The 26,034-nt window shown below is 65.4% G+C and carries 24 protein-coding genes and 1 pseudogene; 6 read left to right on the forward strand and 19 right to left on the reverse strand.

Annotated elements, in window-relative coordinates:
* Positions 1 to 9 precede the first annotated feature (9 nt).
* Positions 10 to 897: a CoA transferase gene (locus P5P27_RS04545; RefSeq protein WP_008382193.1), complete on the reverse strand. Its 888-nt coding sequence runs from the start codon at positions 895 to 897 to the stop codon at positions 10 to 12.
* Positions 898 to 995: 98 nt separating this feature from the next.
* Between P5P27_RS04545 and P5P27_RS04550 the strand changes: the two genes are divergently transcribed.
* The gene (locus tag P5P27_RS04550) at positions 996 to 1,634 is read left to right on the forward strand and encodes a TetR/AcrR family transcriptional regulator (protein ID WP_006897085.1); all 639 of its coding nucleotides are present in this window, start codon (positions 996 to 998) and stop codon (positions 1,632 to 1,634) included.
* Between the two features lie 115 nt (positions 1,635 to 1,749).
* On the forward strand, positions 1,750 to 4,560 hold the full coding sequence (locus P5P27_RS04555; protein ID WP_156896117.1) for an AMP-binding protein: 2,811 nt from the start codon (positions 1,750 to 1,752) through the stop codon (positions 4,558 to 4,560).
* Between the two features lie 272 nt (positions 4,561 to 4,832).
* Here P5P27_RS04555 and P5P27_RS04560 read toward each other — a convergent pair whose 3' ends face one another.
* Both P5P27_RS04560 and P5P27_RS04565 read right to left on the reverse strand, forming a co-directional pair.
* Entirely contained in the window at positions 4,833 to 5,489 is a 657-nt protein-coding gene (locus tag P5P27_RS04560) for a hypothetical protein (protein ID WP_006898340.1), read from the reverse strand.
* A gap of 1,354 nt (positions 5,490 to 6,843) precedes the next feature.
* Positions 6,844 to 7,587 (reverse strand): DUF4839 domain-containing protein, encoded by a 744-nt coding sequence (locus P5P27_RS04565; protein WP_075844772.1) that lies wholly within the window; start codon positions 7,585 to 7,587, stop codon positions 6,844 to 6,846.
* A 262-nt stretch (positions 7,588 to 7,849) separates the two neighbouring features.
* Between P5P27_RS04565 and P5P27_RS20745 the strand changes: the two are divergent.
* A pseudogene (locus P5P27_RS20745) lies at positions 7,850 to 8,005 on the forward strand (hypothetical protein); the annotation flags it as partial.
* A gap of 25 nt (positions 8,006 to 8,030) precedes the next feature.
* Here the strand turns inward: P5P27_RS20745 and istB are convergent.
* Positions 8,031 to 8,819, reverse strand: coding sequence for an IS21-like element helper ATPase IstB (gene istB / locus P5P27_RS04570; protein WP_062394395.1), 789 nt, complete (start codon positions 8,817 to 8,819; stop codon positions 8,031 to 8,033).
* On the reverse strand, positions 8,816 to 10,327 hold the full coding sequence (gene istA / locus P5P27_RS04575; RefSeq protein ID WP_075845131.1) for an IS21 family transposase: 1,512 nt from the start codon (positions 10,325 to 10,327) through the stop codon (positions 8,816 to 8,818). Before istA ends, istB begins: the two co-directional genes overlap by 4 nt.
* 165 nt (positions 10,328 to 10,492) lie before the next feature.
* Here istA and P5P27_RS04580 point away from each other — a divergent pair, with 165 nt between their 5' ends.
* A complete protein-coding gene (locus P5P27_RS04580; protein WP_006898352.1) occupies positions 10,493 to 11,269 on the forward strand; it encodes a recombinase family protein in 777 nt (258 codons plus the stop codon).
* 368 nt (positions 11,270 to 11,637) lie between these two features.
* Here the strand turns inward: P5P27_RS04580 and pcaDC are convergent, their stop codons facing one another.
* Genes pcaDC through pcaH form a run of 4 tightly spaced genes read right to left on the reverse strand, consistent with a single transcriptional unit; the run spans position 11,638 to position 15,417 of the window.
* Positions 11,638 to 12,837, reverse strand: a complete 1,200-nt coding sequence (pcaDC, locus tag P5P27_RS04585; RefSeq protein ID WP_006898353.1) for a bifunctional 3-oxoadipate enol-lactonase/4-carboxymuconolactone decarboxylase PcaDC — start codon at positions 12,835 to 12,837, stop codon at positions 11,638 to 11,640.
* Complete coding sequence (locus P5P27_RS04590; RefSeq protein WP_039868240.1) at positions 12,834 to 14,078, reverse strand: lyase family protein; 1,245 nt, start codon at positions 14,076 to 14,078, stop codon at positions 12,834 to 12,836. Before P5P27_RS04590 ends, pcaDC begins: the two co-directional genes overlap by 4 nt.
* Before the next feature lie 5 nt (positions 14,079 to 14,083).
* The gene (gene pcaG / locus P5P27_RS04595; RefSeq protein WP_006898355.1) at positions 14,084 to 14,653 is read right to left on the reverse strand and encodes a protocatechuate 3,4-dioxygenase subunit alpha; all 570 of its coding nucleotides are present in this window, start codon (positions 14,651 to 14,653) and stop codon (positions 14,084 to 14,086) included.
* Positions 14,650 to 15,417 carry a protocatechuate 3,4-dioxygenase subunit beta gene (pcaH, locus tag P5P27_RS04600; protein WP_006898356.1) on the reverse strand — a complete coding sequence of 256 codons (768 nt, stop codon included), beginning with the start codon at positions 15,415 to 15,417 and terminating at the stop codon, positions 14,650 to 14,652. The genes pcaG and pcaH overlap by 4 nt, the downstream gene beginning before the upstream one ends.
* A gap of 70 nt (positions 15,418 to 15,487) precedes the next feature.
* On the opposite strand from pcaH, the gene P5P27_RS04605 reads away from it, so the two are divergent.
* Positions 15,488 to 16,243 carry an IclR family transcriptional regulator gene (locus P5P27_RS04605; RefSeq protein WP_006898357.1) on the forward strand — a complete coding sequence of 252 codons (756 nt, stop codon included), beginning with the start codon at positions 15,488 to 15,490 and terminating at the stop codon, positions 16,241 to 16,243.
* Between the two features lie 704 nt (positions 16,244 to 16,947).
* On the opposite strand, the gene P5P27_RS04610 is transcribed toward P5P27_RS04605, so the two are convergent.
* From P5P27_RS04610 to P5P27_RS20750, 3 genes are read right to left on the reverse strand one after another with little or no spacing between them, the layout of a single operon-like run.
* Positions 16,948 to 17,955 carry an IS3 family transposase gene (locus P5P27_RS04610; RefSeq protein ID WP_222111449.1) on the reverse strand — a complete coding sequence of 336 codons (1,008 nt, stop codon included), beginning with the start codon at positions 17,953 to 17,955 and terminating at the stop codon, positions 16,948 to 16,950.
* Positions 17,939 to 19,021, reverse strand: coding sequence for an IS30 family transposase (locus P5P27_RS04615; RefSeq protein WP_423201250.1), 1,083 nt, complete (start codon positions 19,019 to 19,021; stop codon positions 17,939 to 17,941). Before P5P27_RS04615 ends, P5P27_RS04610 begins: the two co-directional genes overlap by 17 nt.
* A complete protein-coding gene (locus P5P27_RS20750; protein WP_423201251.1) occupies positions 18,904 to 19,467 on the reverse strand; it encodes a transposase in 564 nt (187 codons plus the stop codon). Before P5P27_RS20750 ends, P5P27_RS04615 begins: the two co-directional genes overlap by 118 nt.
* Before the next feature lie 44 nt (positions 19,468 to 19,511).
* Between P5P27_RS20750 and P5P27_RS04620 the strand changes: the two genes are divergently transcribed.
* On the forward strand, positions 19,512 to 20,255 hold the full coding sequence (locus tag P5P27_RS04620) for an MFS transporter (protein ID WP_423201243.1): 744 nt from the start codon (positions 19,512 to 19,514) through the stop codon (positions 20,253 to 20,255).
* A gap of 98 nt (positions 20,256 to 20,353) precedes the next feature.
* Here P5P27_RS04620 and P5P27_RS04625 read toward each other — a convergent pair whose 3' ends face one another.
* The 7 genes from P5P27_RS04625 to P5P27_RS04655 form a co-directional block, all read right to left on the reverse strand.
* The gene (locus tag P5P27_RS04625; protein ID WP_006897051.1) at positions 20,354 to 21,757 is read right to left on the reverse strand and encodes an IS1380 family transposase; all 1,404 of its coding nucleotides are present in this window, start codon (positions 21,755 to 21,757) and stop codon (positions 20,354 to 20,356) included.
* Positions 21,758 to 22,049: 292 nt separating this feature from the next.
* Positions 22,050 to 22,850 (reverse strand): IclR family transcriptional regulator, encoded by an 801-nt coding sequence (locus tag P5P27_RS04630; RefSeq protein ID WP_006897052.1) that lies wholly within the window; start codon positions 22,848 to 22,850, stop codon positions 22,050 to 22,052.
* 46 nt (positions 22,851 to 22,896) lie between these two features.
* Complete coding sequence (gene phtC / locus P5P27_RS04635) at positions 22,897 to 23,646, reverse strand: 3,4-dihydroxyphthalate decarboxylase (protein ID WP_006897053.1); 750 nt, start codon at positions 23,644 to 23,646, stop codon at positions 22,897 to 22,899.
* On the reverse strand, positions 23,643 to 24,878 hold the full coding sequence (locus P5P27_RS04640; RefSeq protein ID WP_006897054.1) for an NAD(P)/FAD-dependent oxidoreductase: 1,236 nt from the start codon (positions 24,876 to 24,878) through the stop codon (positions 23,643 to 23,645). Before P5P27_RS04640 ends, phtC begins: the two co-directional genes overlap by 4 nt.
* Positions 24,875 to 25,072 (reverse strand): ferredoxin, encoded by a 198-nt coding sequence (locus P5P27_RS04645; protein ID WP_006897055.1) that lies wholly within the window; start codon positions 25,070 to 25,072, stop codon positions 24,875 to 24,877. The genes P5P27_RS04640 and P5P27_RS04645 overlap by 4 nt, the downstream gene beginning before the upstream one ends.
* Before the next feature lie 48 nt (positions 25,073 to 25,120).
* A complete protein-coding gene (locus P5P27_RS04650) occupies positions 25,121 to 25,426 on the reverse strand; it encodes a hypothetical protein (RefSeq protein WP_006897056.1) in 306 nt (101 codons plus the stop codon).
* Positions 25,423 to 26,034 carry a 3-phenylpropionate/cinnamic acid dioxygenase subunit beta gene (locus tag P5P27_RS04655; RefSeq protein ID WP_006897057.1) on the reverse strand — a complete coding sequence of 204 codons (612 nt, stop codon included), beginning with the start codon at positions 26,032 to 26,034 and terminating at the stop codon, positions 25,423 to 25,425. The genes P5P27_RS04650 and P5P27_RS04655 overlap by 4 nt, the downstream gene beginning before the upstream one ends.

Raw genomic sequence — 26,034 nt, forward strand, 5'->3', positions numbered from 1 at the left:
TCAAGGTGGTCAGGTGGTGGGCGCCGTGGGCGCGTGAGTGGTCTGCGCTGTGGCCGGGTGGGCATCGCGAACGGCGGTGAGCGGGATGTCGTGGCGCGCGGCCAGATCCTCCCAGTGGGCCGTGGTGTGCGCGGCGAAGGCGCGGGTGTAGGCGGCGGATGTGCCGTCGCAATCGAGTACTTCTCTGGTGCGGGCCTCGAAGTGCGGTTCGAGTGCCCCCAGGGCGATGTGGCCGTCGGCGGTGGCATAGATGTTGTAGGAGGGCAGAGCCCCGCCCAGTGGTGCTCCATTGCCAAACAGGCCGTGCCGGAGGGCAGCCGCGGAGTCGTACGCGGCCGCGTCGAGAGTGATGCGTTGATGTCCGCCGGAGTCGTGCTGTCCCCGGGCCAGCAGCAGGGCCAGGGCGGCCGAGATGGCCCGCTCCCCACCGACGGTGTCGGCGACCGGGACCAGCGGCAGGTGCGGCGGCCGGATGGTGCCGTATCTCGCCTGATATGTCAGGTCGTGGCCCGCGACCTCCTCGTCGGCGCCGTCGTAGCCCACGATCTCCACATGGCACAACCGCGGGTAGCGGTCGCTGAGATCGCCGAGGCCGAGTCGGCAGAACGCTGACGGGCGCATGGCGGTCACCAACACGTCCGCCGTATCGAGCAGCCTGGTCAGCTCCTCCAGGCCGCTACGACTTTTGAGGTCGGCCCGACGAACCTCCACTCCCTGTGTCAGTTCTGCGTACCAGGAGGGCGCGGCCACGGCCAAGGCGTCACCCACCGGCGGCTCCACTTTGATCACCGCTGCGCCGAGGTCACGAAGGCCTGCCACGGCCAGCGGACCGGGCAGGTTGGTAGCCAAAGAGACGACCTGTATGCCGGCCAGGGGTCGGAGCGATCTGGGACTCATTTCAGCGACTATACAAGTAGTCAGTAAACTTAGCCACTGTATAGCTTTAGCGATTGGCGCGTCCCCGTAGACTCGTTTGTCGACCGAAGGGAGACCGCGTGGACCGCCCCGCCCAGCACTCCGGCGACCAAGATCTCACCGCCAAAGCGCGAATCCGCAACGCCGCTCTCGAGCTTTACGCGGCCAACGGCGAGGACCGCACACCGATGCGGGCGGTCGCGGCCGCCGCCGGGGTTACCGTAGGGCTGGTGGTCCATCACTACGGGTCCAAAGACGGCCTCCGCGAGGCCGTGGAGCAGATCGTCGTGGAGCGTTTTGCGTCGGCCCTTGCTTCGGCGCCGACCGACGGGGCCGGCGAAGAAATCGCTCGCGTGCGGAACGAGGCTGTCTCGGAAATGCTGGTCAGAAACCCGGAGGTGGTCAACTATCTCCGCCGGGCGCTACTCGAACCCGGTGGTCAGCGGGGGCAACTGCTGGAGCGGCTCACCGAACTTACCCACCGGGAGGTCGTTGCGATGCGCGAGACCGGCGCGGCCTCGCGGGGTCGCGCCGACTCCGTCCAGGTGGTCGACGTGATCATCAACCAGATGGGCCGGCTGTTCCTGCAGCCGCTGGTGGATGCCGTCTGGACCCACCTCGGGACCTTTACCCACACCGAGGGGCGCAGCAAGCCCGAACTCGGCGTGAGCGTGTCCGGGGGAGGAGCTGTCGATCGTTCCCACGGGTCAGCCACCTGACTCGAGTTTCACTTTCACTGAACATCTGTACAAGCATCACGCTGGCGGTTACTGTTCCTGCTGTGTCCGGGGTCACATATCCGATCTCGGAGTCATCGACACCTCAGGAGTCACCATGGCCACTCTCGGAGGCGCCCTCGCGCTCAATGCCCGCCGGCACCCGGACAAGACCGCACTGATCTTCGGCGAGAGCACCTACTCGTACGAGCAGCTCGCGGCCCGGATCAATCAGTATGCGCACGCGTTGGCGTCGCTCGGAGTCGGCAAGGGCGACAGGGTGGCACTGCTGAGCCCGAACTCCGACGCGTACATCCTGGGCCTGTACGGAGCGTTCCGACTGGGGGCCATTGCCGTGCCTCTCAACCCTCGCGTGCCGGCCCGCGAACTTCGCTACCTGCTCGAGGACTCCGGTGCGACGGTGCTGCTGTACTCCGAGGGGCTCGCGGTGGTGGTGGCCGGCCTCGACGAACTCGATCCGCTGCCGTCCGCGCCGCAAAGTCTGGTGCTGGACGAGCCCGCCGCGCAGGGCATCGCGCGGCTCGCAGACACCATGCCGACCACCGCGCCGGAAGTGGAGGTCATCGAGGACGACGACTGCATTATCCTCTACACCTCGGGCACGACCGGGCGTCCCAAGGGAGCGGTGTTCGACCATCACCGCATGCTGTGGGTGGGGAACTCGGTTTCCGCACTCGGTATGAATATCTTCGACCGGAATCTGCACGTCGCGCCGATGTACCACTGCGCGGAGCTGGTCCTGTTCGTTATGTCAGGGTTCAGCCTGGGCACCACTCACGTGGTGCTGCCAGCGTTCGAGCCCAAGGCGGTCCTGGATGCGCTGGAGAAGCACCGCATCACCGTGTTCCTGGGCGTGCCCACCATGTACCAGATGCTGCTGCAGCACCCCGAGCTCGGCACGCGCGATCTGTCCGCGTGGCGGCTGGGCTTCTTCGGCGCCGCACCAATGCCGCCGAGCGCGGCGACCAGCTTGCTCGCCACCCTGCCGCACGTGCAGTTCTTCCAGCTGTGCGGCCAAACCGAAGGCGGCCCGACCGGCATCTTCCTCACTCCGGACGAAGTACGCGCCCGCCCAGATGCCACCGGACGGGCGTCCATCACTAACGCCGAGACGCGGATCGTCGACGACGAGGGCAACGACACCGCGGTCGGCGAGCCCGGGGAGATCATTTACCGAGGCGAGACCATCATGAAGGGCTACTGGAACAAGCCCGAGGCCACCGCCGATGCGCTCCGCGACGGCTGGCTGCACAGCGGCGACGTGGCGGTCCGGGACGCCGACGGGTTTATCACGATCGTTGATCGGATGAAGGACATGATCATCACGGGCGGGCGCAACGTGTACTCGGTGGAGGTCGAACAGGCCCTCGCCGGCCACCCGGACGTGGCCGATGTGGCGGTCGTCGGGCGGCCGGACGAGATGTTCGGGGAGAGCCTCATCGCCGTCGTCACCCCGGTCGAGGGCCGCGAGGTCACCTTGGAGTCGCTCCGCGAGTACGGATCCCAGTTCATTGCGGGTTACAAGCTTCCGCGCGAGCTCATCACCCGGCCCATTCCCCGTAACCCCTCGGGGAAGACTGGTTCTCCCGAGACAGTTCGATGTGTGTTCACAGTTAGAGAACTCAACGTGTACGATGTGTGTTCACAGTTAGAGAACTCAACGTGTACTTTTGAAGGAGTGGATGTGCCCCGTACTTTCCTAGCAAGATCGATTGGATACGCAGCTGCTGCGCTACTCGTAGCAACAGCAACAGCAACAGCGGGCGCTCCGGCCGTTGCAGAGCCTGCGGACGCCCCTGTCGAGAACGGCGGCCTGCTGCGGTCTGTTAAGACGGATCTCCTGGCAGGCGCCATCCCTACTGGGGTGAAGGCGACTTCGGTCACGTATCGAAGCTCCGATACCCGCGGCAAGCCAGTCGCTACAACGGGAATTGTTATGGTTCCGGCTTCGAAGTGGACTGGTAGAGGACCTCGCCCATTGGTCACCTATGCAGTTGGCACCCACGGCTCGGATCCGAGTTGCCGACCTTCACAGCTGCTGACTCGCGGACTGACCACCGACCGCTCTGGCGTTCCTATGATCGAGCTACAGCTGCTTGACGTGGCTTCCCTCTTGACTCGAGGGTTCGCTGTAACCATGACCGACTTTCAGGGGACGGAGGCGCCGGGGCGGCTACCTTACCTGCAGCCCATTCCCCAAGCCCACGCAGTGCTTGATGCTGCGCGCGCCGCTATATCGGTGGGGGCAGTTGATCGCCGAGCGCCTGTCGGAATCTGGGGATACTCACAGGGGGGCGGGGCAGCTGCCGCCGCTGCCGAACAGGCCAAGTCTTATGCCCCTGAACTCAATATCAGAGGGTCTGTGGTCGGTGCGCCCCCGACCAACCCGGCGCGAACAATGATGTTCAACGAAGGGAAGCTATCGGCCGGAGTTATTGGCTACTTCGTGAACGGGGTACGGGCTGAGTATCCGCAACTTGCGCCGAAGATCGATGCGAAACTAAACAGTCAGGGTAGAGATTTTCTGCGTAAGACTGCGGGTGAGTGTCTGGTGGGCAGTGTCGTCGGCCACTATTTCAGATCGACAAAGGGGATGACGGTAAGTGGGCGACCGTTAATCGAAGAGTTGGCTTCCGATCCTGAGATAAACAGCGTATTCCAGAGTTTCGTAATGGGACGAACGGCACCGAGTCATCCGGTACTCCTTATGCAGAACGTGAACGACGACGTTGTCCCCGCCGACGATGCGAATGCCACGGCAGACGCTTGGAAACGCGGGGGTACCAACGTCGCCAGGGCGAATATCAACACACCATCGCTACCGCCCATCGGAGCTCCAGGACACGCAGTCGGATTGGTTACCGGTAATATCGCAGTCAACTGGCTGGCAGGCCGACTCACCCAATAAATGGCTCACAGCGAGGACCTGCGGAAGTCAAGCGTGTCTGCCGGCTTCCGCAGGTTGGCCCCTGAAGCATGGCCGTCACCGACACAGCTCGTCTATGCATCTGGCCACCAAGTGTTTGTCCACCACAGCAGCACGTGACCGCTGGTCCAGCGCTTAGTGATCGACGCAGGTCGCAGACACATGGCGTCCAAGCGGGTCGAAACGACGCGTAGCCAGCGCGCGATCACCGCCGGGTGAACTCCAACCCCACGGGTGACGCGCGCCGGACCAAACTAGGCGTGATCGTTGCGAAAGTACTTCGCTCGAGTCTCTGTCGGCAGCACTTCTAGCCGTCCCCTGAAATGAGAGCGTGCCGCCTCGACCTTCTGCTCATGACTTCGTGTGGCGGTCGTCAGCTGACTCTTGGCTCGCTCGATCTTTTCGGGAAGCGTCTTCTTCTCGTCAGCGGCCAGCCGTGCTTGTTTGTTGATCGCTGCCGCCAGCGCGTAGGCGTTCGGACCGGCTTTTGGGTCTTTCGATGCATCAAGGGTGGCGACACCATTTACTGCAGGACCATCAACCACAACGTACGCGTTGCCGGCACCGTTGGTGGATTCGTCGGCTGCCGATGCGGTGACGCCGATGATCGACCCGCTACCTTGCCTGGTGTCGATCCATCGCTGGTAGACCGTCACTCCTCCGCCGGCGGCGACCCGCTGGCCCTTGACGCTGCTCAGTTCGCTGATGGTTCGCTCGATGCTGGCGACTTCTGTCGTCATCAGCCGCGATGCAGCCCGGAACTGCTTGCGTGCAGACCTGGCGGCTGTCACTGCGTGCTGTACCTCGACATCGAGCTTGCCGAACTCCCGCCGGCGGTATTCGAACCAGCCGACGCCGACGATCACGGCCAGCGCGATGATGACCGCTACTGCTATTCCGGTGGCATCCATGTGGTTGGTCCTTCTGCTTGGTCACAATTGTTGTCGGGAACGGCGGATTGACATGAGAGTCTGTCAATCTTTGGATGGGCCTCGAGTCCTTGACCGGGTCGATCAGGGAGCGTCTTGCGAGTAGCGCTCTCGATTTGGTGGCGCAACTCCGTGGCTATGCTCGCGGGAACATCGATGTGAGCCTTGCCGAAGAGTTCGGTCACTCGTCGGTAGGCAGTTGCTCGTTCGTTAGGAGGAGATCGATCGTCGAGCGCCACTTTGATTGCCGATTCAGCGCGTCGCAGCAGAGTTCGTTGCTCAGCCGACAGACCGCTGTCACCCGAGGCTGAAGCAGCTGCGTACGCGGCCCTCCATGCGGTTTCGGCAGCAACGGCCCGATCGGCGAAGTCACGCACGAAACCGAGTTCGTCAGGAACGGTGCCATCTACTCGCAAGGCATCGGCATGGGCGAAAGCAGTGTAGAAAGCTTGCACGAGCGGGTGTGTTCGATCGGCCAGTAGTGGGCGATGGAAGAATGCCGTTGCGTCGGTCTCGTAGGCAGCGAACTCTTCCCGCACCGTGTTCAGTCGGCGAACAGCGTCAATCCATAGCGCAGAGCGTAGTTGAGCATCGTTACCAATGCGCCCGGACGGTGGTGCCGCTGCGACGTCCGCGGCTGGCGGCTGTGGCCGGACTTCGCCACGAGTGTGCGGAGTATGAGAGGCCTGATGAAGGACTGCTCCGGGCGTGACGCACAGGACGCAGAAGCTGTTTCGCGCGCTTGTCACCGACTGAGGGGGAACCAGTTCGTTACCGGTGCTGCCTCGTATGGGACGAGTGATTACGACTGATCCGGATATGGGCCAAGCTTCATACGGTGCAGTGACAAGCATGTCAGCAGCTGCGGAGCGGAGACGACGCAGCCACTCCCGAAAGGCAGGGTCACCGTCCGCGATTATCAGTGGACCTTTGTTGTCGTCAACCCACTCAGCCACAGTGAGACCGGTTCCTGGGATCAGTAGTGTGGCGACGGCTTGACTCAGGTAGTAGCTCGTGGGGGCGTCGCGATCATTGTCGGCGTCATCGGCCGCGTGCATGGGCGAAATTCCTTGCCGGTACTGGGTCTCAGGTTTCGCTGAGTGTATCCGCCTGTCCGGAGAGCTCGTTACGCAGACTGAGGACCCGAGGAGTGGTGTCGGCGAGCATGGTCAGTTAGGTTTTTGCCGCCCGCGGGCGTCGGCAGCGTGGTGCGCTCGAGCACGACTCCAGGCTCAACTAGCCGTTGCCTGTTCCCATGTCGCCTAACAGCAGCACAGCTGCGGATGTCGTTCCGAGACAGGTGGGTGGCGTGCGCGCCGCGAGCTACTACGTACGGCTAGCGAACGGCGGTTGCAACCGGCTCAAGCAGTAGCAGGCACGACCGATCCTCGTAGCGGTCGACTTCGGCCGTTATGTCGAGGTTCGTCCCCACGCCGATCGTGTCCGGTACCGGGCCGACCCAGTGGAGGTCGTTGAGGGTGTTCTCATCACGGAACTGGAAAGCCGGTCCAGTCGCTGACGCAGCGTCGCCCGCGTTGATTAGGATGTCGTACCTAGTCTTCGCGTTCCCGTGCGGTGCCATCGCGGCGATGCTGCCGGGAAACACGATCGTTCGACCACGATGAGCCGCAGCAAACGCTGCGATGTCCGGCGAGCAGTAGTCAGTGAACGCGAGGACAGCCGCGAACTCAGGACTGTTCTCAGGCGTGAGCACCTCGCCATCACGGGTCGATGACCGTGACGCTGCTTCGCCAGTCGCTTCAGCGGACGGTTGCCCGCTCGGCGAAGCTGTCGCTTCACCCGGCGCGGGATTCGCCGGGGCAGTGTTCTTCTCGATGACTAGCCCGACGGTCACAATGATTGCCAGCACGAGCACAACCACGCCGCCACCGATGATCCAAAGCAGCCGACGAGACTTCGGCCGGGGGCGACGGAAGGTGATTTCAACCTGAACCATACCTGGCGACTGCGAGACCAACTCCCAGCCGTCGGCCTCCCACTTCTTTACAATCCGCGACTCCATGCCGCGGACCGCACGGATCGTTTTCGTCTCGTACGTGACTCCGGTGTCCGTTGCCATGCTCACAGCCCCTCAGCTTCATGCCAGGAAGGTGGCCGGCCCGTGCTGAGCCTACTGGCCATCCGAGCCCGTACCCGCCACTGGGACACCCCATATCCCTTTGTCGCCCGCGGGTGATCCTGCGGAGGGTCAGGGCCGAAGGACGGACGAGTGCGGCTAATCTTGTCGAGTTTCGTCAAGAGAGGGCACCCATACGACCACTCCACCGCCTCCCCCACCTGGGTGGTATCCAGATCCATCGGGAGGTTCAGGATCACGGTACTGGGACGGCAAGAAATGGAGGGCACAGGTGGCGCCCGCCCCGCCAGCACCCGACTTGGGTAGTGGAAAGCTAGCCCCGCTGCTGTCTGATACACGGGGTGCTGCGGGTGCTCCGATGTCAACGGCCAGTTTGATGTCCCCGCTGGTGGCCAGGTAAAAGTCCCCACCCTGTGCGGGATGTTTTAGGTGGGTGGTACCTCCGTTCGGTGTGTCATGCGGTAGGAGTCGCCGTCGGTGATGACGATGGTGGCGTGGTGTAGGAGTCGGTCGAGGATGCTGGCGGCGGTGGTGTGTTCGGGCAGGAATCGTCCCCATTGTTCGAAGGGCCAGTGGCTGGCGATCGCGAGAGATCGGCGTTCGTAGGCGCCGGCGACGAGCCGGAACAGCAGTTGGGTGCCGGTGTCGTCGAGCGGGGCGAATCCGATCTCGTCGAGGATGAGCAGATCTTGGCGCAGCAGGGTGTCGATGGTTCTGCCGACGGTGTTGTCGGCCAGCCCGCGATACAGGGTCTCCACGAGGTCGGCGGCGGTGAAGTACCGCACTTTGTGTCCGGCGTGCACTGCGGCGATCCCCAACCCGATCAGGGTGTGACTCTTACCCGTCCCGGCAGGGCCGATCAGGGCGACATTATGTTGCGCCCGAACCCATTCCAGTGAAGACAGGTATTCGAAGGTATTGGCCGGAATAGAGGATGCGGCCACGTCGAACGATTCCAAGGTTTTGGTGACCGGGAACCCGGCAGCTTTGAGTCGGTTGCGGATGTTGGAGGCATCACGAGCGGCGATCTCGGTTTCCACCAGGGTTCGCAGTACTTCTTCGGGTGTCCACCGCTGGGTTTTCGCGGTGAGCAGGACCTCGGGTGCGCTGCGGCGGATCGAGGCCAGTTTCAATCGGCGTAGCGCGTGATCGAGGTCGGCCGGTAGCGGCGGCACTGTCTGAGGTGCAACGGGTGTCGATGTTGTGGTGGTCATGACACCTCCTTGTCGCCGGCGCCCAGCTTGTAGGCATCCAGCGAGCGGGTGGGCGCGGTAGGCAGGTGACCCAACAGTGCTGTGCCGGCCGGTCGCGGGTTGGGGGTGCCGGCTCCGGCATCGAGGATCGAGCGCACATCGGCGGCCTTGAACCTCCGGAACGCCACCGCCCTGGTCAGAGCGGTGAGCACCTGTTCGCGGCCGTGGGAGGTGACGAGCCCGAGGATGTCATCGAGTTCACCGCCCAGGCGGGTGTTCCCGATGGCCGCGGCACCGACCAGGAACTGCTCAGCAACCTCACCGAGATCGCAGAACTGTTTCTCTACCGCAGTTTTGGGCCGTGGTGCACGACTGGGCGGGGTGCGTGGCCCCCCGTAGTGATCATCGTTGAGGACGACCTCACCAGGTGCGGCCAACAGATGATCGGCGACCACCTCACCGGAGGCAGGTTCGGCGATCAGGAGCCGCTCACCGTCCTGGATGAGGGTCACGGTGGTGCCGATGAGCCGGTTGGGTACCGAGTAGCGGGCCGAGGCGTACCGGATACACGAGAGGCGATCGACCTTACGGGTGACCGGCGGTGGACCGACCTGGGCCCGCAGAGACGGCAACGGGCTCAATGTGTCTCGTTCGATCGTGAGTTGGTCAGCAGGCACGCACAGTGTGTCGCTGTGACGGCGGGTGTTGACCTCGACACACCAGTCCCGCGCGGCCCGGTTCGCTGCGTGCACATCCAGCTGCACGTCGTCACGACCAGCAGCGATCTTGGCTTCGGTCCACAACGGCTGCGCCAGATCCGACTGCGCGTACCCGCAGAGGTTCTCCACGATCCCTTTCGATTCCGGATCGGCGCCGTGACAGAAGTCCGGGGAAAACCCGTAGTGGGTGGCAAACCGCACATACGTGGGGGTGGGTACGACGACGTTGGCGACGACTCCACCTTTGAGGCAGCCCATCCGATCAGCGAGTACCTTGTTGGGTACTCCACCGATCTCTTCCAACGCCTCGGCGATGAATCCGAGTGTGGTGGTCGCTGTTTCGTTGGTGGCGAACCGAACGAAACGCCACCGCGAGAACGCCACCACCGCGCAGAACATGTGTAGCCCGCCGATTACGGCCCAATCGATGACCAGGTAGTCACCCGGCGCCCACACTGCCGGGCGGCGGCCACGATGATGGTCACGGCGCCACTGTGTTTTCTCCTGGGCGACGAGACGACGGAAGTTGCGGGCCGAGCCCTCATAGCCCGCGGCACGTGCTACCGGCAGCAGTCGCTTGGCGGTGATCCGGCCGTGTGACCGCTCGACTCGCTCAGCGACCAACTCGGCGACCGCATCGTAGTTGCGGGCCCGTTCCTTGCGGTCGGGTGGTTGATCGTCGGCCTCGAACCGGTCGACCACACGCTTGACGGTCTTGTGGGTGGTGCCGCACACCTCGGCGGCGGCGCGATAGCTTCCGAGTTCTCGGTAAGCAGAAATGATGTCCATACGGTCCTTCGCAGACTTCAATGGAACTCCCAGGCGGTGATGGTGATCGGTTGGCACCTTCACCGTCATCGCCTGGGCCCTCAGTTCCGGGTCGACACGACGAACACAGGGTGGGGACTTTTATCTGGCCACCAGCGGGGACCTCGACCTGGCCACCAGTGGGGACTTTCTCATGGCCATGGACACATGGCTGATCGGATCGGGACGTTGCTGAATCGTTCGGGTGGCGAGGAGGTGCTCATCGTCAGCCGCGGGAAGGTGCGGACTCGGTTCCGTCGTCGGGATGAGTTGGGTTGGAACTTTCGGGTGGAGTCGACGGACTCGGAGAACGTCATCGAGGTAACGCCAAAGCCGAAGCCAGATCCGAAGCCGGCTCGCCGATCTTCGCATGCGCGTGGGCAGCGGGTGGCGTACGTGCGGGTGTCAGCCGCGGATCAGAACGAGGCGCGTCAGCTCGAGGCGGTGGGGGAGTGCGACCGGGTCTATATCGAGAAACAGTCGGCACGCTCGCGCGCTGATCGCGTAAAGCTCGAAGAGTGCATCAGGTATCTGCGGGACGGTGATGAGCTGGTTGTCGCGTCGATGGACCGACTCGCTCGTTCCCTGGTTGATCTCAAGCAGATCGTCGGCGAGGTCACCGCGAGGGGTGCGAGTGTGCGGTTCGTCCACGAGCGGGCCACCTACGCTGCTGGTGCCCAGGATCCTCGAGCCGACCTGATGCTCTCGCTGCTCGGGGCGTTCGCAGAGTTCGAGCGGGCCATCATTCGCGAACGCCAGGCCGAGGGTATCGCCATCGCCAAGGCGAAGGGCAAGTACAAGGGACGCAAACGCGTCCTGACTGAGGAGCAGATCGACAAGGCCCTTGCCCGTATCGAGGCGGGGGAGGGGCCGTCAGCTATCGCCCGGGATCTCGGGGTGGGTCGATCCACGCTCTACCGCGCACTCCAGCGAGTAAGGAAGTAGGCGCCGCCGACACGTCGCGTTAGCCCGCCCACTGCGCGACGAAGCTGGTGCGACACCCTTACAGGACACCGAAGTCGTAGCCCTTGCGTCGAGATGCCGCGTTCGGAGATCCCCGCTACGGCATGGACGACGAGGGTTCGAGCACGCGTCAGTGAGTCCCGGTTGGAATGAGCTCCACCGTCTCGTTCGGCGCGACCTAGTGCGCGCCCGGGTGACCACCACTCGCCAGTGAGACCGCCGCGAAACGTCCGTAGACCACCGCCACCGCCACTTACCGGCGAAAGTCACAATCACAACCCTGCATAGCCACAGGATTTCACGCCAGCCACCACACCGGGCTCCTGCCACGAGGATTGTGCAGCAGTCTCCTAGTAAGCGGGGTGGTCCAGCTCGTCGAGCACGCGCTGGGCGATGCGGTAGGCCGCGTTGGCATCGGGCACGCCGCAGTAGATCGCCGTCTGGAGCAGCAACTCTTTGATCTCGTCGTTGGTCAGCCCATTGGTACGCGCGGCCCGCACGTGCATGGCCAGCTCCTCGTGATGGCCGCGGGCCACCAGGGCGGTCAGCGTGATGAGTGAGCGGCTGCGCCGGTCAAGACCCGGACGCGTCCACACCGACCCCCAGGCGTACTGGGTGATGAAATCCTGGAAGTCGGCGGTCAGATCGGTGATCGCCGCGGTCGCGCGGTCGACATGGGCGTCGCCCAGGACCGCCCGGCGCACCGCCATGCCGGCGTCGCGCACCCCGGCGACGGTCGTGGGAGCGGCAACCGCCTGCCCCGCGTTCGCGTGATCGCGGATGAGTTGGGCGACCTCGGACGGTTGCTCGGCCGGGGGCAGGTGCGCGACGCCGTCGAGGACGACGAGCCGCCCGTTCCGGACTCCAGAGGCGATAGCCGCGAGATCGGCCGGCGGAGTGGGGACGTCGAGCAGACCCGACACCGCCAGCACTCGCGGTTCGATCTCGCCGAGGCGGTCACGGACGTCGAAGCCCGCCAGCGCCTCGCACACCAGCGCATAGCCCTCGTCGTCGGCGTCCCGCAGGTCGTGCAGCAGGGCTGCGCCGATCTCCGGCTCCCGCTCCAGGAATCCGGGTGCGAACCAGCGCTGGGCCGACCCTTCGATCATCGACGGGGTGCCCGACGCGCGCACGGACGTGGCCCGTGTCCGCCAGGCATCCGGCTCGCCGATCCGTGCGCCCGTCGACAGCAGGACAGCGGAGTCGATGCGCGCGGGTGCGTCCAGCAGCAGCTGCAGCCCGACGGCGCCTCCCACCGAGTCGCCCGCGTAGGTGAAAGTGCTGGCGAACGTGTCGCGCTGGGCCACCACGTCGTCGACCATCCCGAGGACACCGGCGGCCAGCTCGGCCATCGTGAACGGCTCGGCGGAGCCGGCGTTGGACCCGTGCCCGGGCAGGTCCCAGGCGAGAACCTCGAATCGATCGGTGAGTCCGGCGGCGCAGCGCGCCCACAGTGACTGAGCGGACGTGCCCAGCGAGGGCCCCAGCACGAGAAGGGGGAGGGCCGGCGATCCGCCGAGCCGGACGGCCGTGATGCGAGGGATGTTCACTCGTTCTCCTCCAAGAAGGTCCGGGCCCGCTCGACGGCGCCCGCGATGAGGTCCTCGGAGAATCCGAGGTACGTGGTCGGATCGGCGCTGGCGGTGGCGTCCAGCAGCCCGGCGATCGAGCGGCGTTCCGCCAGCACGCTCTCGGCCGACGTGTCGAGCGTCGTGCGCATTCGCTCGGCGTCCACGTGCAGACCCGTCAGCAGCTCGGTGGTCTGGGATGCGGCCACGACGGCGCGTCGGCCGAGCAGGTGCAGGGTCGACCACTCGACGTGCCACGCCCCGTCCGGACGTTGGTCGCCGGAGGCGGCCGACGCGACGTGCAGCGTGGCGGCAAGACCGGGGGCTCCCAGGGCCGCGCGACGCACCAACACGGATAGGACCGGGTTGTTCTTGTGCGGCATCGTCGACGAGCCGCCGCGACCCTCAGCCGTCGGCTCGGCCAGCTCGCCGATCTCCGTCCGTGCCAGGGTCGCGACATCGGTCGAGATGTGTCCCCACGCGTCCGTGCACGTCACCAACGCGTCGGACGTCCGGGTGACCGTCGCCCGCGAGGTGTGCCACGGGCGCAGCTCGCGCAGCCCGAGGGCCACGGCGGTGTCGGCGACCAGGTCAGCGCTCGTCCCCTGGGGATCGTCGTGCCCCCGCAGGCCCGCCAGCTCGGTGGCCGCCGAGAACGTCCCGACCGCCCCGCCGAGCTGCACCGGCAGGAGGGAGCGGGCGTCGAGGACCAGATCGGCGGCGTCGACCAGGCCGTCGAGCCAGCCCGCGGCGACCGCACCGAATGTCGTGGGGACGGCGTGCTGGGTCAGGGTGCGGCCGACCATCGGCGTGTCGGCGTGCTGCGCGGCGAGACGGGCGAGAGCGGTCACCTGGGCGCGCAGCTCGCCGATCAGCCGTTCGAGCGCATCGCGCAGCGCGAGCATGAGGGCGGTGTCGAGGACATCCTGGCTGGTGAGCCCGCGGTGAAGCCAGGTGGCGGCGGGCTGCGGCGCTCGCGAGCGGAGCAGCCCGACGAGCGGGACGACGGGGTTGCCGCTGCCCTCGGCTGCCGCCGCGATGTGCGGCAGATCGTCGGCGGTGACGAGCGGGGCGAGGTCGGTGGCGGCGGCGGACGGCGCGAGCCCGGAGGCCACGAGAGCGTCCAGCCACGCGGACTCCACCCTGACCATGGCGGCGAGCAACGCCTCAGCACTCATCAGGTCGCCGGCGCGCTCGTCGCCGGGCCAGAACAGGTCGGTCATGGCGTTCAGTGTGCCGCCCCGTGGCCCGGGAACGTCAGGAAGACGGTCTCGCCCTGGCCCTGCAGACGGATGTCGAACGCATGTCCCTGCGCATCGGCCTCCGCGACCAGCGTCGCGCGACGGTCCGGCTCGAGGCTGCTGAGAAGGGGGTCCGCAGCGAGGGCGGCCTCGTGTCCCGGCAGATATGCGCGTGTGAAGAGCCGATCGAGCAGGCCACGCGCGAACACCGTGAGCGCGAAGAACGGTGCGCCCCCGTCGACCCCACCCGGCGCGATCGTCGAGAACGAGTAGTGGCCGGCGTTGTCGGTCGACGACCGGCCCCAGCCCGTGAACGTCCAACCGTCGCGGCGCAACGAGCCCGGCTGCTGGACGATCGCGCCGGACGCGTCCGCCTGCCAGAGCTCGACCAGCGCGTCGGGGACCGGCGCACCAGAACCGTCGAGCACGCGGCCGTGGAACCGGATCGCACCCGGGCTGCTCGCAGGCACCAGTTCGGAGTCGCCGTCATAGGGGAGTGCGTAGTGGAAGAACGGGCCCACCGTCTGGCCGGGCGTGGGGTGCAGGCGGGGGCTCATGCGTGGTCCTTGTCGTCGTTGTTCTCGGTCCAGGTGCGGTGGGCGCCGGTGAGCACGATGTCCCACCGGTAGCCGGTCGACCACTCGGGTCGCGTCAGGTCATGGTCGTAGCGGGCGACGAGGCGGTCACGGGAGCCCTGGTCGGTGATCGACTGGTAGATCGGGTCCAGCGCGAACAGGGGATCGCCCGGGAAGTACATCTGCGTGACGATGCGCTGGGTGAACTCGGTGCCAAACAGGGAGAAGTGCACGTGGGCGGGACGCCACGCATTGCGGTGGTTCCGCCACGGGTACGGACCCGGTTTGATCGTCTGGAATGAGTAGCTACCGTCCGCACCGGTCAGGCACCGCCCGGCGCCGGTGAAGTTCGGGTCGAGCGGCGCAGGGTGCTGATCACGCTGGTGGATGTAGCGTCCTCCGGCGTTGGCCTGCCAGATCTCGACCAGCTGGCCCGCGACCGGGCGTCCGTCGCCGTCCACGACCCGGCCGGAGATCGTGATGCGCTCGCCGATCGGCTCGCCCGAGCGCTGAATCGTCAGATCGGCCTCGAGTGGATCGACGTCCCGGTGGCTGAAGCACGGAGACCACAACTCGACGCCTTCCGGATCGACCTGGTGCAGATCCTTGGTCGGATGCCGCAGGAGGCTGCTGCGGTACGGGGAGTAGTCGAGGCGGGGCCGGATAGCGGACGGGTCGGTGCCGGCGGACAGGTCGGCGATCTCGGCGCTGATCTCGGCTTGGGTCGATAGGTCAGGAGTGCTCACCAGCCCGACGGTAGGTGGCCGGGGCGTACGCTTCGAGCTATATCGTTCACTGAGTGAAAGGGGGGCGACGATGGCCGGCAACACCTCCGACCCGGGAGCCAGTGTCGCCTCGCGCCTGCTGACCGTTCTCGGCGCCTTTGACGATGAGCACCGGGCGATGACGCTGAGCCAGATTGCGCGTCGGGCGGGTCTACCGCTGCCGACCACTCACCGATTGGTGGCCGAACTGGCCACCTGGGGCGGCTTGGTGCGGCGGCCGACCGGCGAGTACGTGGTGGGTCGCCGGATCTGGGAGCTCGCACTACTGGCGCCGACCCAGACCGGCCTGCGCCAGATCGCTGAGCCGTTCCTCCACGACGTGTACGGCGCGACGCTGGCCACCGTGCACCTCGCGGTGCGCGAGGGCGCCGAGGTGTTGTACCTCGACCGGCTGTCCGGCACGGCGTCCGTCCCGATCGTCAGCACCGTCGGCTCCCGACTGCCGCTGCACTGCACGGCGGTTGGGAAGGTGCTGCTCGCGCACGCGCCCGACGACGTGCTCGCCGAGACGCTCGGCTCGTTGACCCGGATGACGCCGTTCACGGTGACCCAGCCCGGGCTCCTGCGCCAGCAGCTGGCTCGGGTGCGGCGCCATGGGTATGCGACAACGGTCGAGGAGATGTCCCTCGGGGCGTGCTCGGTGGCCGTCCCCGTGCTTCGAGACACCGCGGTCGTCGCATCCCTGGGTCTTGTGGTTCCCCGCTTGACGAGGGACAGGACCCGCCTCGTCGGAGTCCTCCAGGCCGCGGCGTTCGGTATCGGCCGGGAACTGGCGTCAGGCGGGTGATGGGAAGGAGATCTGACGCGGGCTAGAGGGAGACAGGGGCCGACGCTGATCCATCTAGACCGATGTCCGGCGAAGTCGTACTTGAGGCATGAGAATCCAAAAAATCGAACCCCACGGAATCCGGGGCACACCAATGTGCCCATCAAACCCGGGGCACACCAATGTGCCCATCAAACCCGGGGCACTTCAGAAGCGGTATTGCTCGCACCACAGCCTTGACCTGGAAGGGCAGGAATGCCAGCCATGAACTTTTTACCGCCCTGCCCACGGGTGCGTAAGCGCAGCGTGCCGGAGATGGATGCGGCATCGGATGCCCCGGTGGCAGGTCACAGCGCGTGAGACATCCGGGCCGTGGATTCGCCGCTTTGGCTGTGGCCGTACTGGTGACTGTCTTAACAAACATGCCGGTGTTTCTCCTTGGGGCGCTGGCCACGGAGATCACCGCAACAATCCGCGTCCCGGCCTACGGGATCGGCCTGGCGGTAGGGGTCTACTGGGCTGCGGCCGCCCTCACCTCCGCGTGCACCGGTGTGATTGGTCGTGTGCTCAGCGAGAAAGGCATGGGCATCGCCGCCTTGCTTCTGGCGGTCGTGAGCCTGACCGGCAGCGCGTCCTGGATCTCTGCGTGGCCGTGGCTAATTGTATGGGCATCCCTGGGGGGACTCGGGAACGGTCTGTCAAGTCCCGGGTTTGTTAGAGACCGATCATTTGTTCTGTAGTGCAGGTTCAGTCTCGGCAGCAGCGTGCTGCTGCCAGTAGAGGTCCTCGATCTCTGTCGGTGGCCGGTGATCGAGTTCGCCGTGCAGTCGGGCGGTGTTGTACCAATGGACCCATTCGGCAGTCGCGATCTCGACGGCGTTCGTCGATCGCCACGGGCCCTTCCGGTAAATCAGCTCGTGCTTGTACAGCGAGTTCAGGGCTTCGGCCATCGCGTTGTCGTAGGAGTCCCCGCGCGAGCCGACTGAGGCGACGGCGCCGGCCTCGTCGAGGGCCTGGGTGTAGCGCACCGCTCGATACTGGACTCCGCGGTCGGAATGATGAATCAGGCCAGTGATGTCCTGGCCGGTCCGACGCCGCAGCCACAAGCCCATCGCGAGGGCGTCGATCGCCAGGTCGGCGAACATGCGGGTCGAGGTCTGCCAGCCGACGATCATCCGCGAGAACACGTCCAAGACGAATGCCACGTAGACCCAGCCGGCATCGGTGCGGACGTAGGTGATGTCGGCAACCCACAGCTGATTCGGCGCTGTCGCGGCGAATGCGCGGTCAACGAGATCACCGGGGTGTTCGGTCTCGGCCGCTGGTTTCGTGGTGCGCGGGAACTTCCCGCGCACCACCCCACGGATTCCCAGGTCACCGCACAATCGTTCGACCGTGCACTTCGCGACCGTTATCCCTTTGCGGGCGAGTGCGGCGCGGATCTTGCGGCGCCCATAGATACCGCCGGAGTCTTCGTAGACGTCCATGATCTGTTCTTTGAGTTCCTCGTCGCGCAGGGCGCGGGCCGATGGACCGCGGCCTCGGGCGGCGTAGTAGGTCGATGGCGCGATCGCGCATCCGGCCTCGGTGAGGGCGGTGCAGATCGCCTCGACGGGCCATCGACGGCGGTACTGGTCGATGAAATCGACGATCAGCGGCGTGGCCGGTCGAGCTCGGCCGCGAAGAAAGCCGACGCGGTCTTCAAGATCGGCGGATTCAAGCGGTGGGCGCAAGAAGCTCTGCGAGCTTCTCTGATGGTGTCAGATAGCCCAGAGTCTTGCGCGGTCGGCTGTTGAGGCTGTCCTGGATCGCGTCCAACTCCTCGCGGGTGACGGCGCTCAGGTCGGTGCCCTTGGGCAGGTACTGACGCAACAGGCCGTTGGTGTTCTCGTTGCTCCCGCGCTGCCAGGGCGAGTGGGGATCGCAGAAGTAGATCGGGATACCCGTGGCAGTGGTGAACGCCGCGTGCTGCGACATCTCCGCGCCCTGGTCCCAGGTGATCGTTCTGGCCAACGAGGACGGTAGTTTGCTGATCGCGGCGCGCATCGCTGCCTCGACCTGCTCGGCTGTCTTGCCATCTGGGAGGTGCAACAGCAGCGTCATCCGCGTCGATCGCTCGACGAGCGTCCCGACCGCGCTGCGGCTGCCCTCGCCAAGGATGAGGTCGCCTTCCCAGTGTCCGGGCACGGCGCGGTCGTCGGCTTCTGCGGGGCGTTCGCTGAGCATCACCATGCCGGGGATCCGGCCGCGGCCGTCAGTGGTGCCGCGGGGCTTTCGGGCCGCTCTTCCGGACCGTAGACACCGCGCCAACTCGCGGCGCAACTCGCCTCGGCCCTGGACAAACAGGGACTGGTAGATCGTCTCGTGGCTCACGCGCATCTCCGGATCATCGGCGTGATCCAACCGTAGGCGCGCCGCGATCTCCTCGGGGGACCACAACTGCTCCAGCCGGCTGGAGACCTCCTCGAGCAACCGGCCTGACGCGAGCTTGAAAGACTTCGGCCGACGAGCTTGATCGCGAGCGCGTTCGTGCGCATGCCATGCCGAGTAGCCGCAGCGACCACCGCCGCGCTTCACCTCGCGGCTGATGGTCGACACCGCGCGCCCCAGGTGCTCGGCGATCGCGGTGAAGGTGTCGCCACGATTGATCCCCACCAGGATCTGCTCGCGCTCGTCAATCGTCAGGCAGCCCTGGCGTGGCTCCCAGCCGAACGGCTTGGCGTCGGCGTGCCTGCCGGTGCGGGCCATGATCCCGACCATCGGCGCGCTGCAGCCGATCTCCTTGGCGATGTCGACCAGCCGCCAACCCCTCGCATGCAGCCTGAGTGCCAGCCGCTTCTGCTCCCGACTGAGATGACCGTGCTTGCCCTGCATCCGGATCCTCCTGTGATCAGTGACTGCCTCATCTCACAGGACTCGTTGCACTGACCGCTTGAATCCGCCATCTCGTTCGCCCGCCGCAACTCCGCGTTCTCACGCTCGAGCTGACGGATCCTCTCGATATCGGAGACCGTCTCCACGCCAGGGGTTTCGGCTTGGCCCTTCTCGACGCGGCGGACCCAGTTCCGCAGAGTCTCGGGGTGGATATCGAGTTGCTTGGCGATCCGCGCCAACGCACCCGGCGCGGTCGCAGGATCGCTACGGGCATCGATGGCCATCCGCGTGGCACGGTCCCGCAACTCCTTCGAGTACTTCGATGGGCGAGGCATGAAACAAGTGTCCCTTCCGGTCAAACCTGCCTCCATCAAACCCGGGACGATTCAGTCTCGGGCACCCTTCCTCCAACCACTTGCTCGTCACGCACATCCCAGCCGCCTCGTGCGGGCTGGCCTTCGGGGTGAAACAGGCCGCGGTCCCTGTGACGGGGTTGGTCGCCGGCGTTTCGATCCCGTTGGTTGCGTTGACTCTGGGATGGTCCATGGCCTTCCTGCTGATGGCTGTACTGGGCATGCTCGTACTGGTCCCCGTGGCCCGGACCCGGACCATGCCGGTCGTTATGGGTACGACCCGGCCGGCGGGGCAATGGGATACCCAGATGCGTTCGGCGTTGGTGCTGATGGCCGCGATGACGATGTTCGCGGGCGGTGCCGTTACGTCCGCCGTGGCCTTTGCCGTGATCGGCGCGCTGGAGCGGGGGATTGCAGTCGGCCCGGCTGGTGTGATTCTGGCCGTCGGCAGCGCCTTAGGAGCCGCGACCCGTATCGTCATTGGCGGAGTCGTCGATCGAGGCGGCGTGTCAGCACTTTCTCTGATCCAGACAGCACTCATCGTCTGCGCCGTCGGGCTTTCACTCATGGCGATCCCCACCACCTGGAGCTACGTGGTAGGTGTCCTGCTAGCGGTGGGCCTGGGGTGGGGGTGGCCAGGTCTGGTGCACTTCCTCATCTCGCACATGGCGCCTGGGGCCACCGCAGCGGCCACCGGCATTGTCCAGACCGGCACGTACATCGGCAATACCATCGGCCCCGTGCTCACCGGGGTGGCCCTTAGCCCCGCTGATTCACGGGCCGGTGTGACTGCTGCTGTCGGGTGACGGCGGGATCGATTTCGTGGGTGGGCGTGCGTGTGTGCCGGCTGGCGCTGCCGGTGGGCGGGTCCCCGGGTGGTGATGTCGTGGGCGGGCATGTGAGGTCAGGCTGGTTTGGGGATCGCGGCGATCGTGTTGAACACAGCGACGATCGCGACGGCCCAGGGCCATGTTTCCGGGATCTTCACTTTTCGCCGTCGGCCGCTGCGGACCAGCCGGGCTGCCACGTGAAGGAAGCGGTAGCGCAGTGCCTTGGGCTCGCACAACGCCAGGACTGCGGCCTCGCCGGTGCAAGCGAGCATCCGCGTCCAGGCAACGAGGTCCGCTGCGATCATCACCGCGACGAGCCAGGCCTGGTTGAGCGCGAACCCCCGCGAAGGTAGCCGCCCGAGCCCGGTGTCCTTGGCGTGGCGTATCCGGTCCTCGACCCGGGCGTGAGCCCGATGCCTGGCCTCGAGGAATTGCAGCTGACCCGTGGCGGTGGTGTTGGTGACAAAAGCCTGGTAGCGCCATCCATCGATCTCCTCGAACATCGACAACTGAGCACCCGGATGGGGCCGCTCGCGGCGCACGATCACCCGCATCCCGTCTGGCCACTTGGCGAGCATCCGTTGGGAGAGGAATCCGGTCAGCTCCGCGATGTCGGCCCCGTCACGAATGTCCCCGTTGGGGTTGAGCGCTGGTCCCCACGCGGCTTCGGGGCAGGTCGCGATGGCCCGGCGAATCGGGGCAGTGATGGAGAAGCCGACCGAGTACTCCACCTGTCGACCACGGACGCGGTTCTGCTCGGTGATCCAGTCGATCAGGTCGTGGGAGGCGCCGGCACCGTCGGAGCGGATCAGCAGATCACGCCGATGACTGGCGGGGATCTGCGCGATTGCCTGGCCCAGGACGTCGATGTGGTCGGCGGCGGTGTTGGACCCGGCGTTGCCTGGGCGCAAGCTCGCGGCGAGGAACTCTTCTGTGTTGTCGCACCACACGCCGATCGGGTGGTACCCGAACGTGCGCTTATACGTCGGCGCAGCAAGCTCCTTCTCGCTGTGAGTGACCACAATGGTGGCGTCCACATCGAGCACGACCGTCGATCCCAGATCCCGCCCCGCACACGCCGATGCGGGCACTCCGCCGGGCAGGTGGGACCACACGTGCCGCCGCGTGCGAGCCCGCGCCACCTGGATCTTCTTGCGCTTGCCGGCAGTGACCTCATCGAGCGTGCGCCACACCGTCGGCGCCGACGCCACTGGGCCCAGGGCGCCGGACTGGTGGCGCAGGACGCCGATGTCGGAGATGGACTCGCCGCCATCGGCGAGCATCACCGCGGTATCGATCAACACCCGGCCGCGATCGTGGATCGGGATGAACCGGCGGCGAGCCATGGCCCCTGACAGCTCGGCGGTCAGACCGACCTGATCAGCCAGAAGTCGAGGCACGATAGCCCCGGCATGCGAGACCACCCCGACACCATCTGCAGTAACGGACAGACCGGCCGACCACGAAGTACGCTTCACCTACCGAGTGCTTTCTGCTGGAGAACATGGAACCTTAGACAAGTCCCAGTTTCCCCTGTTCAGGAAGCACTTCGGTCTATTTTCGCCCAGCGATCCGCAGATTCCCATGAATCACCCGGGTTAGCCTCGGTAACTCGACACTGACCTGGGCGATGCTCGTCACTATGGCAACCGTCGCCGTGGTCATTTCCTTCTTCTTCGGGCTCCGACTGCGGAGAATCGACTCTCTGGAATCGCCGCTGGCCTGAGGTGGTCCTGTCCACAGCACCACCGTCACCGGCCGTCGAGATCCTTAAACGAGCAAGTTCTGGATTTCTTTGGCGACTGTCTGGAGCATAGCTCCGAGTTCTGTGCGGAGTTGTTCAGTCATGCGGTGAGCGGGCACGGATACATTGATCCCGTAGTATCCTCCGCTCGGGCTGGTGATGGGAACAGCGACTGACATGACGCCGTCTTCGCTTTCTTCCTGGCTCGTTGAGTACCCGGTTTGCCGAATCGTTTCGAGGGCACGCTCCAGATCGGAACGGGAAATGATAGATCCCTTGGTGAGACCCGGGAGCTCCTCATACGGGTACAGGGCATGCAGTTGTTCCGTGGTGAGTAGGCTCAGCATTGCTTTGCCCGTTGCAGTGCAGTTGGCAGGAAGCATCGCACCTTGACGTGAGGCAACGCGGACGGCACGTTGGCTTTCGATGGCCTCCAGAAAGTGTGCGTTCGAGCCTTTGAGCTCGGCAAAGTGCACCGTCTCTCCGGTTGCCTCGAATACCCTTTCCATTGCTGGACGAATTAGCGTTCCGATGTCGACGTGGCGCCGTATGGCGAAGGCGATGGAGCTGAGTGCTTGTCCGGGTTCGTACGCTTTGGTCTGAGGGTTCTGCCGTACGAAACCTCGGTAGAGGAGCATCCCCATGAGGCGATGGGCCGTAGATGACGCCACTCCGAGGTACTTGCTGGCATCGGTGAGCCGGATGCTCGGCCGAGTCTCGAAGAGCAGCAACAATCGGAGTGCGTTGTCGACGGATTCGATGGGGTACTGCGGAGGAGGGCCGTATCTGGAGTCGTCCTCCGCCCGTGATGCGGACATGAGCTTCATGTTACTGACCGGGGGTTCAGTCTCTGTCCGGCTAGGGCGCAGGCCATCAACGAGGCTCACCAAGTCGTGCGAGTTCATGTCTCCAAGCAGTCTCTGTGTTGAATGCTCCTCCGAGGTCGGGCAGTTCGGCCATATCGGCGTCGGGCAGATCGACGAGGTGCCCACCAGCCGAAGTCACTTGCAGTGCCAACCCGGACAGGCCGTCCACGCTGATGGCCTGGAGAACTGCTTGCTCGACGGTTTCGGCCGCGCTGGTGAGGCCGTGGCCCCGCAGCACAACAACGGGCCTTGTTCCCATAGCATCGGCCATTTCGGTGGCGAGCCGACGGTCGCGGATGAGTACTCCGCGGGGATAGACGGGCACCCCGTTGGCGGCGAGGCGGGCTCCGGGAATGTCGTACGCCCCTACGATGGGGCGTACTGCAAGCCCTGCCAGGTCGGCGGCAACCACTCGCGGGGGATGGGCGTGAACGACAGCCCGGATGTCTGGGCGGCGCCGGAAGAGCTCGGTGTGCAGCGGCAGTTCGTTGGGGACCGTGTATCCGCCCGCGAGCTCGCCGTCGGCGGCGGGATTGCCGTCGAGGTCCACCATGCGGATGTCTTCGGCTTGCGTATACGCCAGTCCGCGTTCGTACGGGCCGCGACAGCGCACCAGCAATGTGCTGTCGGTAATTTTCAGGCTGATGTGACCCAAGATTCCATCTGCAAGGCCCCGATGGGCCAAGACCCGGCAGGCGAGGGCGATACGTTCCCGGCTGACGCTCTCGGTCTGGGGCAGCAAGTTTCCGGGTGTCATGACGCCCTCCTCGGCGGTGGCTCCAACTGGGGTTCGAGCTTGGCGCGCAGATCCTGCACCGTGATGCCCCTGGCCATGCCCAGACGGCAGGCAATGAGGGCTTTGGGCCAGTTCACGATGGCTGCGCCCCGGACGGTGGTGCCGTCGATGGTGTAGAGGGCGGCGAACTTGCCGTGGACCTGCGGGTGTCCGATGAGGACGTGGTCGACATTGCCTCCGACGCGTCCCACGACCTGGATCTTCCAGTCGTGCTGGTCGCTCCACACGTATTCAATGGGCGTGTAGGCGCGCGGCTGTTCCGGATGGATGATGTTGTAGGCCACGCAGGCGGCCTGTTCCACCGCGTTAGTCCAGTGCTCGGTCCTGACGTCCTCGCCGTGCTTCTGGTGGCGCCAGCGGGCTACGTCGCCGACGGCGTACACGTTCGCAGCGTCGAGGGCTTGACAGTACTCGTTGAGCACGACCCCGTTGTCCACCAGCAGGCCGGATGCGCTAAGCCAGGAGTCATTGGGGATGACGCCAATACCGATCAGCACGGTGGCCGCCTGAACGCTCTCACCGTTGGTCAGGTGGAGGGAGAAGTTGCCCTCCTCGCCTTCGATAGCTTCCACTCCGGTGCCGAACATGGTGTCGACCCCGTTGTCCTGGTGAAGGTCTGCGAACCACTGGCCGATCTCAGGGTTAAAGAGGCGGCTCATGGGCACGGGCACCGGGTCGATGACGGTGACCTCCAATCCCAGGCCGCGGGCGGTGGCTGCCGCTTCGGCGCCGATGAACCCTGCCCCGATAACGGCCAGCGCCCCACCCCGGAGAAGGTCCCCACGTAGTTCGCGGGCGTCCTCAAGGGTGCGCAGCACGTGAATCCCTGGAGACTGGCCCCAGGGAGAGGGCCGGGGTGATGCTCCGGTGGCAATGACGAGGTTGTCGTAGCGAAGGGGGTCATGCCCTTCAAGCTTCAGCAGGTTCTCGGCGACGTCCAGATCGACAGCGCGGTGCCCCAGCAAGAGTTGGATGTCCTCGGCATCGGCCTGCTCCTGTGTCAGCAGCCGGATAGAGTCCTCGTCGGCGGATCCCGCAAGAACGGATTTCGACAATGGCGGCTTATCGTAGGGAAGTTCGGTCTCTTCTCCCACGAGGATGATCTCCCCCTTATAGCCTTCCAGCCGGAGGGACTGCGCGGTGCGCACCCCGGCAATGGAGGACCCGACGACGACGACGGTGCCCGGGCTCATGCGTCCTCTACCACCAGTGCGGAGACCGGGCAGCTGCGCGCGGCTTCGGTGACGCGGGCGCGGTCGGCTTCGGGGACTTCGGTCTGGAGCAGCACGACGATCCCGTCGTCGTCCAGGTCGAAGTAGTCAGAGGCTCCGACGACGCAGTTCGCGTATCCCTGACAGGCCTGCAGATCGGCTTTTACAACGGGCATGGTCGAACTCCTTAGCTTGAGACGGTGGTGCTCTGGCGGTTGGGGTGTTTATTCGTCTTCGGCCACGAGCGGCCCGAAAGGGTGTCCGATCATGGCCGAGAACGTGGCCGGGGCCTGCCAGGTCAGGGACTCCAGTTCCAGCGGACAGAGCGTTACCCACTGGCCCGAACGAGGAGATTGAATCATCAGCCGCGAACCGTTGCGGGTCTCGATGCGGGTGACCTGGACCTCCGAGAACTCGTTAGCGATCACGATCGGCTTGCCGGTGACGTGCTCTTCGAGCCGGCGGCGTTCCTCGGTGGCCTGGATCGCCGCGAGGCGGTCTTCCTCCTCGCCTTCCCATTCCAGTTTCACAGGAAGATCGCCAGGTTCTGCATGCGGATGACCGACTCGTCGACCATGATGGTGCGACGGGCCAGCTCCCACCCGGACCCGGATGAGGTACGGCGGAGGAGATCCTCGCGTCCTGCCGAGACAGTGGAGGACTCCCCGACGTCACCACGGCTGCGGAAGAGAAGAACCGCCGAGTCCACGATGATCTCTTGCGGGTCGGGGGTGCGGAAGGTGCGCACGTTGGTGATGTAGTGGCGCAGCCGTGATGGGGGGTCTTCGGTCCACGCGTGCTCGGTGGCGAAGCGTGCCACGCGGCGACTGAGCGAGTACTTGTTCTCGTCCCAGTGCGCCATCCCCGGTGAGGTGGAGTATCCGGCGCCCAGGGCAGTGGTGACGCGGACGGGCATGAGATAGTGCACGTCATCGGCGATCCGGGAGAGCCACTCGTCGTAGTCCTGGGCGTCCAACAGGTACGCCTCATCGACCAGCCAACGATGCGCCTCCAGGTGAAGTTCATCGTTGAAAGGCAGGGTCTGCCCCGTCCGCTGAGTACGCGGGGCGTGGGCTCCCAGCGCCGATTGTTCGGACAGCGTCAAGTTCTCGTTCTCGTGTGCCGTTCCAACACTCAT

The sequence above is a fragment of the Gordonia sihwensis genome, from assembly GCF_029632925.1.
GTDB lineage: Bacteria > Actinomycetota > Actinomycetes > Mycobacteriales > Mycobacteriaceae > Gordonia > Gordonia sihwensis.

Coding starts and splice junctions, on each gene's coding strand:
- P5P27_RS04545 (WP_008382193.1), bottom strand. CDS start 897: ATGAGTCCCAGATCGCTCCGACCCCTGGCCGGCATACAGGTCGTCTCT.
- P5P27_RS04555 (WP_156896117.1), top strand. CDS start 1,750: ATGGCCACTCTCGGAGGCGCCCTCGCGCTCAATGCCCGCCGGCACCCG.
- P5P27_RS04560 (WP_006898340.1), bottom strand. CDS start 5,489: ATGGATGCCACCGGAATAGCAGTAGCGGTCATCATCGCGCTGGCCGTG.
- P5P27_RS04565 (WP_075844772.1), bottom strand. CDS start 7,587: ATGGCAACGGACACCGGAGTCACGTACGAGACGAAAACGATCCGTGCG.
- istB (WP_062394395.1), bottom strand. CDS start 8,819: ATGACCACCACAACATCGACACCCGTTGCACCTCAGACAGTGCCGCCG.
- P5P27_RS04580 (WP_006898352.1), top strand. CDS start 10,493: ATGGCTGATCGGATCGGGACGTTGCTGAATCGTTCGGGTGGCGAGGAG.
- P5P27_RS04590 (WP_039868240.1), bottom strand. CDS start 14,078: ATGACCGACCTGTTCTGGCCCGGCGACGAGCGCGCCGGCGACCTGATG.
- pcaG (WP_006898355.1), bottom strand. CDS start 14,653: ATGAGCCCCCGCCTGCACCCCACGCCCGGCCAGACGGTGGGCCCGTTC.
- P5P27_RS04605 (WP_006898357.1), top strand. CDS start 15,488: ATGGCCGGCAACACCTCCGACCCGGGAGCCAGTGTCGCCTCGCGCCTG.
- P5P27_RS20750 (WP_423201251.1), bottom strand. CDS start 19,467: ATGGAGGCAGGTTTGACCGGAAGGGACACTTGTTTCATGCCTCGCCCA.
- P5P27_RS04630 (WP_006897052.1), bottom strand. CDS start 22,850: ATGAAGCTCATGTCCGCATCACGGGCGGAGGACGACTCCAGATACGGC.
- phtC (WP_006897053.1), bottom strand. CDS start 23,646: ATGACACCCGGAAACTTGCTGCCCCAGACCGAGAGCGTCAGCCGGGAA.
- P5P27_RS04640 (WP_006897054.1), bottom strand. CDS start 24,878: ATGAGCCCGGGCACCGTCGTCGTCGTCGGGTCCTCCATTGCCGGGGTG.
- P5P27_RS04645 (WP_006897055.1), bottom strand. CDS start 25,072: ATGCCCGTTGTAAAAGCCGATCTGCAGGCCTGTCAGGGATACGCGAAC.
- P5P27_RS04655 (WP_006897057.1), bottom strand. CDS start 26,034: ATGAGTGTTGGAACGGCACACGAGAACGAGAACTTGACGCTGTCCGAA.